8 protein-coding genes and 1 pseudogene are annotated in these 7,316 nt (G+C 68.2%); 8 read left to right on the top strand and 1 reads right to left on the bottom strand.

What is annotated here, in order from left to right; translation table 11 throughout:
• Positions 1-882 (bottom strand): annotated as a pseudogene (gene dnaA, locus Q2K21_RS35680) (chromosomal replication initiator protein DnaA); the annotation flags it as partial.
• 421 nt (positions 883-1,303) lie between these two features.
• On the opposite strand from dnaA, the gene rpmH reads away from it, so the two are divergent.
• The 8 genes from rpmH (at position 1,304) to Q2K21_RS35640 (ending at position 7,304) form a co-directional block, all read left to right on the top strand.
• Entirely contained in the window at positions 1,304-1,441 is a 138-nt protein-coding gene (gene rpmH, locus Q2K21_RS35675) for a 50S ribosomal protein L34 (RefSeq protein ID WP_003956500.1), read from the top strand.
• Positions 1,442-1,462: 21 nt separating this feature from the next.
• On the top strand, positions 1,463-1,837 hold the full coding sequence (gene rnpA, locus Q2K21_RS35670; protein WP_310780488.1) for a ribonuclease P protein component: 375 nt from the start codon (positions 1,463-1,465) through the stop codon (positions 1,835-1,837).
• Complete coding sequence (yidD, locus tag Q2K21_RS35665; RefSeq protein ID WP_310780486.1) at positions 1,834-2,190, top strand: membrane protein insertion efficiency factor YidD; 357 nt, start codon at positions 1,834-1,836, stop codon at positions 2,188-2,190. Before rnpA ends, yidD begins: the two co-directional genes overlap by 4 nt.
• Positions 2,191-2,193: 3 nt before the next feature.
• On the top strand, positions 2,194-3,474 hold the full coding sequence (gene yidC, locus Q2K21_RS35660; protein WP_310780484.1) for a membrane protein insertase YidC: 1,281 nt from the start codon (positions 2,194-2,196) through the stop codon (positions 3,472-3,474).
• Between the two features lie 15 nt (positions 3,475-3,489).
• Positions 3,490-4,002, top strand: a complete 513-nt coding sequence (locus Q2K21_RS35655) for a Jag family protein (protein ID WP_310780482.1) — start codon at positions 3,490-3,492, stop codon at positions 4,000-4,002.
• Positions 4,003-4,121: 119 nt separating this feature from the next.
• The gene (rsmG, locus tag Q2K21_RS35650) at positions 4,122-4,838 is read left to right on the top strand and encodes a 16S rRNA (guanine(527)-N(7))-methyltransferase RsmG (protein WP_310780480.1); all 717 of its coding nucleotides are present in this window, start codon (positions 4,122-4,124) and stop codon (positions 4,836-4,838) included.
• A gap of 298 nt (positions 4,839-5,136) precedes the next feature.
• On the top strand, positions 5,137-6,210 hold the full coding sequence (locus Q2K21_RS35645) for a ParA family protein (protein WP_310781401.1): 1,074 nt from the start codon (positions 5,137-5,139) through the stop codon (positions 6,208-6,210).
• Positions 6,207-7,304 (top strand): ParB/RepB/Spo0J family partition protein, encoded by a 1,098-nt coding sequence (locus Q2K21_RS35640; protein ID WP_310780478.1) that lies wholly within the window; start codon positions 6,207-6,209, stop codon positions 7,302-7,304. The genes Q2K21_RS35645 and Q2K21_RS35640 overlap by 4 nt, the downstream gene beginning before the upstream one ends.
• Positions 7,305-7,316 lie beyond the last annotated feature (12 nt).

Below are 7,316 nucleotides of genomic sequence, written 5' to 3'. Positions count from 1 at the left end.
CGCGGCCAGCGGGCCGGGAGCACCGGTGGCGCCGGTGGCGGCACCCGGGCCGACCGGACCGCCCCGGCGCACAGGGCCGTTGCCGGGGGGCGGCTCCGGGAGCTCGCGGCGGTCGGGGCGCTGCTGGTCGAAGCCGGGGCGAGCGCTCTCGTAGTTCGAGCGCGCGTTCTCGTAGTCCGGGCGCTGCTGTTCGTACGGCGGCCGCGCCGACGACTGCGCGCGGTAGTCCGGCGCCGGCGTCGCGTACGGGTCCCGCTCGGGGAAGCCGAGCCGCTGCTGCTGCCAGCCGTAGTCGTCCTGGGACGGACGCGGCCAGGCGCCGGGCTCGGGGCGCTGGTACTCGCCCGGATACGCAGGGCGGGCGGGCGGGAGCTGATCGGCGCGGGCGGGCGGAAGTTGGTCGGGGCGGGCGGTGGGCAGCTGGTCGCCGGGTCCGGTGGGGAGCTGGTCGGCGCGGCCTCCGCGGTGGTCGTCGGCGCGATGACGGCCATATCCCTCGTAGCCGCCCTGGCCCTGGACGTCGTACGTGTCGCGGCCCTGGGGGGAGGGGAGCTCGGGCTCCTCGTAGCGGGGCTGGACGGGGGGAGCCGGTGCCTGGGGTTCGCCTACGGAGTCGTCGACGGTGATCGCGATGCGGATCGGTCGGCCGCACTCGCGGCTCAGCGTGTCACTGACGATCGGCGCGAGCCGGCCTTCGAGGACGCCCTTCGCAAACTCGTTCGGGACTGCGAGCAGGGCGGTGTCCGCGACCAGCGCGAGGGGCTGGCAGCGCCGGATCCAGTGCTCGTCCTTCGCCTCGACACCCGGCCCGCGCCCCTCACCGAGAAGCTGCTCGAGTACTCGTGGCCACACTGCGGCAAGATCGGCAGGTACGTCAGCCACAGGGCACGCTCTCTCACAGGTCCCACGAACGTGTGGTTGCGGGACGGGTCGGGGTGTAACTCGGGTGGGTCGGCTCGGGGCGAACCTGCCGGGGCAGGCACAAGGGAACGAATCGGAGTCCAGCCACGGTAGTCAGGGCGGCCGGTGCGGTTCAAGTTGTTGTCCCCAGCCTGTGGACAAGTGTGTCCCCTCGGCTGTTGGTTTGACCGGACGGCGCAGCCCCGCGTACCGTAACCAGGTCGAGTTGTCGATGGCTGCTGCCGCCTGCCTCCGATGGGCACAGATCACGCACCAGTGCCACCAAGGCACATTTCGGTGATCGGAAAGCGGTGCACTCGGGCGTAATGCGAGCTACTCGTGGGCGCACGGTGACAGCCAGGCGGCACCCCGCCACCCACCGAATCATTACTGGAGCCCCCGAGTGAGCAAGCGCACCTTCCAGCCGAACAACCGTCGTCGCGCGAAGACCCACGGCTTCCGGCTGCGTATGCGCACCCGTGCCGGCCGCGCCATCCTGGCGTCCCGCCGCAGCAAGGGTCGCGCCCGTCTGTCCGCCTGATCCCGGTCAGGTCATGACGTCGTGCTGCCTACCGAGCATCGGCTGAGGCGGCGCGAGGACTTCGCGACCGCGGTACGCCGAGGACGCCGGGCTGGACGCCCGCTTCTCGTCGTCCACCTTCGTAGCGGTGCCACGGACCCGCACGCGCCTGGGGAGAGCGCTCCCCCGACGCGTGCGGGTTTCGTCGTGAGCAAGGCTGTGGGTGGAGCGGTCGTACGCAACAAGGTGAAGCGCAGGCTTCGCCATCTGATGCGTGAACGAGTGGCCCTGGTGCCCCCCGGTAGCCTGGTAGTCGTACGAGCACTGCCCGGTGCGGGTGACGCCGACCATGCACAGCTGGCCCGAGACCTGGATGCCGCCCTCCAGCGGCTACTGGGAGGAGGGGGCGCGCGATGAAGTACCCACTGCTGGCCCTGATCAAGATCTACCAGTGGACGATCAGTCCACTGCTCGGGCCTGTGTGCAAGTACTACCCGTCGTGTTCCCACTACGGCTACACGGCCATCGACCGGCACGGTGCGATCAAGGGAACGGCGCTCACCGCCTGGCGCATCCTGCGGTGCAATCCGTGGTCGCTGGGCGGTGTGGACCATGTCCCGCCGCGCAAGCGTCCGCGGTGGCACGAAATGCTGCGTAACGCCTGGCGTGCACGCAAGGGCGGGCCCTCCGCCGGCGAACCGGCCACCGACGGGGACATCACCCCTTCGAGCCCGGCCGCAGAGACCTCGTCCCATGCCCAAGGAGCATGATTAGTGGACACGATTGCCAGCCTCTTCAGCTTCATCACGACACCCGTCTCCTGGGTCATCGTCCAGTTCCACAAGGTGTACGGCGCGATCTTCGGCGCTGATACGGGCTGGGCCTGGGGCCTGTCCATCGTGTCTCTGGTGATCCTGATCCGTATCTGCCTGATCCCGCTCTTCGTGAAGCAGATCAAGGCGACTCGGGCCATGCAGACGCTGCAGCCCGAGATGAAGAAGATCCAGGAGCGCTACAAGAACGACAAGCAGCGCCAGTCCGAAGAGATGATGAAGCTGTACAAGGAGTCGGGTACCAACCCGCTCTCCTCGTGCCTTCCCATCCTGGCGCAGTCCCCGTTCTTCTTCGCCCTCTACCACGTGCTGAACGGCATCGCGACGGGCAAGACGATCGGCGTCATCGACGATCAGCTGCTCGCCAGCGCCCGTAAGGCGCACATCTTCGGTGCCCCGTTGGCCGCGAAGTTCACGGACAGCGCGGACAAGGTCTCCGCGCTGGGCGCCCAGCTGACCGACGTCCGGGTCGTCACCGCGATCATGATCGTTCTGATGTCGGCGTCGCAGTTCTACACGCAGCGCCAGCTGATGACGAAGAACGTCGACACAACGGTGAAGACGCCGTTCATGCAGCAGCAGAAGATGCTGATGTACGTCTTCCCGGTCATGTTCGCCGTCTTCGGTATCAACTTCCCGGTCGGTGTCCTCGTCTACTGGCTGACCACCAACGTGTGGACCATGGGCCAGCAGATGTACGTCATCCGCAACAACCCGACCCCGGGTTCCAAGGCCCAGGCCGCCTACCTGGAGCGACTGCACAAGCACGTCACGCACCACGGCAAGACCCGCAGCCGGGGTGAGAAGGCCATCGTCAAGGCGATCGTCTCCAAGGGCCGCGACCGCAACGAGTTCGAGCGCAAGTTCATCAACGGTCTGACCAAGGCGGGCCTCGCGGCCCAGCCCGACGGCACCGTGGTGAAGAGCGAGGCCGCGGCCGTCGCCACCGTCGAGGACGGTACGCCGACCACCAGTGCCTCCAAGCGCCAGCAGCCGAAGCGGCAGACCAAGGCGCAGCGCCAGTCCGGCGGTCCGAAGGCCGGGGACGACACCGGCTCCTCGTCCACCACTTCGCTGAGCAAGTCCGACGAGCCGGAGGACACCGAGCCGGCTGCCCCTGCCAAGAAGGCGACGCCCAAGCCTGGCAGCGGTACCCGTAGCAAGGCCCAGTCCGGACAGCGCAAGGGTCCGCAGCGGCCCAAGTCCCCGTCCAAGAAGTAAGAAGGAGTCCATCCCGTGACGGAAGGCACCACCTCCGCCGCTGCCGAGGGTGCAGACACCCTGACCCGCCTGGAGCAGGAGGGCGAGATCGCGGCGGACTACCTCGAGGGTCTGCTGGACATCGCCGATCTCGACGGCGATATCGACATGGACGTCGAGGCCGACCGCGCGTCTGTGTCGATCATCAGCGACGCGGGAAGCCGCGACCTGCAGAAGCTGGTCGGCCGTGACGGCGAGGTGCTGGAGGCGCTCCAGGAGCTCACGCGCCTGGCCGTGCACCGGGAGACCGGCGACCGCAGCCGGCTGATGCTGGACATCGCGGGCTACCGCGCCAATAAGCGTGCGGAACTCTCGGAGCTGGGCGCCAAGGCCGCCGCCGAGGTGAAGAGCAGCGGAGAGCCGGTCAAGCTCAAGCCGATGTCCCCGTTCGAGCGCAAGGTCGTGCACGACGCGGTCAAGGCCGCGGGCCTGCGCAGCGAGTCCGAGGGCGAGGAGCCGCAGCGCTTCGTCGTCGTGCTGCCCGCCTGATTAGGTCCGTACATCTCTCCGGCCCCGTCTGTTGAGCAGACGGGGCCGAACTTTGTCAGCCTGGTAGTTCTGGAGCCGGCGCTCGATGCGCCGAAGCGGTACGGAAGGACGGTCCCCCCGTGACGGAGGCAGCGGAGCTCCCCCCTCCACCGGAGCAGGCACGCGAGGTATTCGGCGACCGGTTCGCCGATGCGGTGCGGTATGCCGAGCTCCTTGCCGAAGCAGGCGTGCAACGGGGGCTCATCGGCCCACGAGAGGTGCCACGTCTGTGGGAGCGGCACCTGCTGAACTGCGCGGTGCTCTCGGAGGTCGTGCCCGACGGGGTCACGGTGTGCGACGTCGGTTCGGGGGCTGGGCTTCCCGGCATTCCCCTGGCTCTTGTGCGGGAGGACCTGAAGATCACGCTGCTGGAACCGCTGCTGCGACGGACGAACTTTCTCACGGAGGTCGTCGAACTCCTGGGCCTCGACCATGTGACGGTCATGCGTGGCCGGGCCGAAGAGGTCATGGGCAAGTTGCCGCCGGTCCACGTGGTCACTGCACGGGCCGTGGCTCCGCTGGACCGACTGGCGACGTGGGGTATTCCGCTGCTGCGCCCGTACGGGGAGATGCTCGCGCTCAAGGGTGATACCGCCGAGGAGGAGCTCAAGAGCGCGGCCACGGCACTGAGCAAGCTCGGCGCTGTGGAGACGTCCATCCTCCATGTCGGGGAGGGGGTCGTGGATCCGCTGTCCACGGTGGTGCGGGTCGAGGTCGGGGAGAGCCCTGGGGGCGTCCGCTTCGCGGCCAAGCGGGCCAAGGCGGCCCGCACCGGGCGTGCGCGCCGTCGTCGCTGATCCGTCCTGACGACGAGACGTACTCCACACAAGCCGCCATACCTACGCATGCCGGAGTGTCGCGACAGTTCGGCCACGGCTGCTGTGCATCGTGTTTCACGTGAAACGTCGCTCACTGCTGCACGGCATCATCAGTCGCGGCCGGGCTGCGGCCGAACCCCGCGACCGCAAGCCCCTCGGATCCCTCGGGGAACCGTCCACGCGGGACACCTTGTCCCCCGTGGAGGGCATGGAGTTGTCCACAGAGGTGGATTTCTCCACAGAAGACCAGACCTCACTGGTTCACGACCCCGAAGGCATGGGAGGCTCTGTTCATTGCGAGCCTGAAGTCGAGGAGAGTGAATCCTTGCGGTCCGACGCCAACATCGCGGGACCGATGACCGATCCGGTCCCCGGTCCCCGTACCGAGTCGATGGGGGTGGATGTTTCACGTGAAACACCGCCCCCGATGGACGACACTCCCATCGGTCGTGCTGCCCAACTTGCGGTAGAGGCACTGGGCCGCGCCGGTGAAGGCCTGCCACGGCCGGAGCAGACCCGGGTCGTTGTGGTCGCCAATCAGAAGGGCGGGGTGGGGAAGACCACGACGACGGTCAACCTTGCCGCGTCTCTTGCCCTGCACGGTGGCCGCGTCCTGGTGATCGACCTCGACCCTCAGGGCAATGCCTCCACCGCGCTGGGAATCGACCATCACGCCGAAGTTCCGTCCATCTATGACGTGTTGGTCGACAGCAAGCCGCTCGCGGAGGTCGTCCAGCCGGTCCCCGATGTCGAGGGTCTCTTTTGCGCCCCCGCCACGATCGATCTTGCCGGTGCGGAGATCGAGTTGGTGTCCCTGGTGGCGCGCGAGAGCCGACTGCAGCGGGCGATCCAGGCCTATGAGCAGCCGCTGGACTACATCCTCATCGACTGCCCGCCCTCGCTCGGCCTGCTGACGGTCAACGCGATGGTCGCCGGTCAGGAGGTCCTCATCCCGATCCAGTGCGAGTACTACGCGCTGGAAGGCCTGGGCCAGCTCCTGCGCAATGTCGACCTGGTACGGGGGCACCTCAACCCCGCCCTGCATGTGTCGACCATCCTGCTCACCATGTACGACGGCCGGACGCGCCTGGCGTCCCAGGTCGCGGACGAGGTGCGCACGCATTTCGGCGACGAGGTGCTGAGGACGAGCATTCCGCGCTCGGTCCGCATCTCCGAGGCGCCGAGCTACGGACAGACGGTGCTGACCTACGATCCAGGGTCGAGCGGCGCTCTCTCCTATCTTGAGGCGGCACGTGAAATCGCGCTGAGGGGTGTTGGCGTCCACTACGACGCAGAACACGCCCACATCGGCGCCCAGACGGAACAGAGCATGGTGGAGGGGATCCAGTGAGCGAGCGACGGAGGGGGTTGGGCCGTGGTCTCGGCGCACTGATCCCTGCTGCCCCGACAGGGGAGAAGGCGGCAGCCCCCGTGGGGGGCGGTCTCTCCGCCTCCCCGGCTGCGGTGCCCATACTGACGACGGACCGGGGAGTGGCGGCCGCGAAGGTGGCCACGCTTCCGCCTGTTTCACATGAAACAGAGGAGCCGTCGACGAACGGCGCTGGAGAGGCGTCCGCGTCTCCGCTCGGTGCCCACTTCGCCGAGCTGCCCCTCGACTCGATCACCCCGAACCCGCGGCAGCCCCGTGAGGTGTTCGACGAGGACGCGCTTGCCGAGCTGATCACCTCCATCAAGGAGGTCGGGCTTCTCCAGCCCATCGTGGTGCGGCAGGTAGGTCCGGCTCGCTATGAGCTCATCATGGGTGAGCGGCGCTGGCGGGCGAGCCGTGAGGCTGGCCTGGAGGTCATCCCCGCGATCGTGCGGGCCACGGATGACGACAAGCTTCTCCTGGACGCCCTCCTGGAGAACCTGCACCGGGCCCAGCTCAACCCGCTGGAAGAGGCGGCTGCCTACGATCAGCTCCTGAAGGACTTCAACTGCACCCACGATCAGCTGGCCGACCGTATCGGCCGGTCGCGTCCGCAGGTCTCCAACACCCTGCGGCTGCTGAAGCTGTCGCCGGCCGTGCAGCGTCGGGTGGCCGCCGGAGTGCTGTCCGCGGGCCATGCCCGGGCTCTGCTGTCCGTCGAGGACTCGGAGGAGCAGGACCGGCTGGCTCACCGCATCGTGGCCGAGGGGCTGTCCGTGCGGGCCGTCGAGGAGATCGTCACCCTGATGGGGTCAGGGCCGCAGAGCGCCCCGCGCTCCAAGGGGCCGCGGGCCGGTACCCGTGTCTCTCCTGCACTCAGTGACCTGGCGACCCGGCTCTCGGACCGCTTCGAGACGCGGGTGAAGGTCGACCTCGGCCAGAAGAAGGGCAAGATCACCGTCGAGTTCGCGTCGATGGAGGACCTTGAGCGGATCCTCAGCACGCTTGCTCCGGGCGAGGGACCGGTCCTCCAGAAGAGCCTTCTGGACCCCGACTCCGAGGACTCGGAGGACTGAGCCGACAGGTGG

This window comes from Streptomyces sp. CGMCC 4.7035 (genome assembly GCF_031583065.1).
Classification (GTDB): domain Bacteria; phylum Actinomycetota; class Actinomycetes; order Streptomycetales; family Streptomycetaceae; genus Streptomyces; species Streptomyces yaanensis.
The sequence above is the reverse complement of the archived record's forward strand: the minus strand, read 5'-3'. Positions and strand labels throughout refer to the sequence as shown.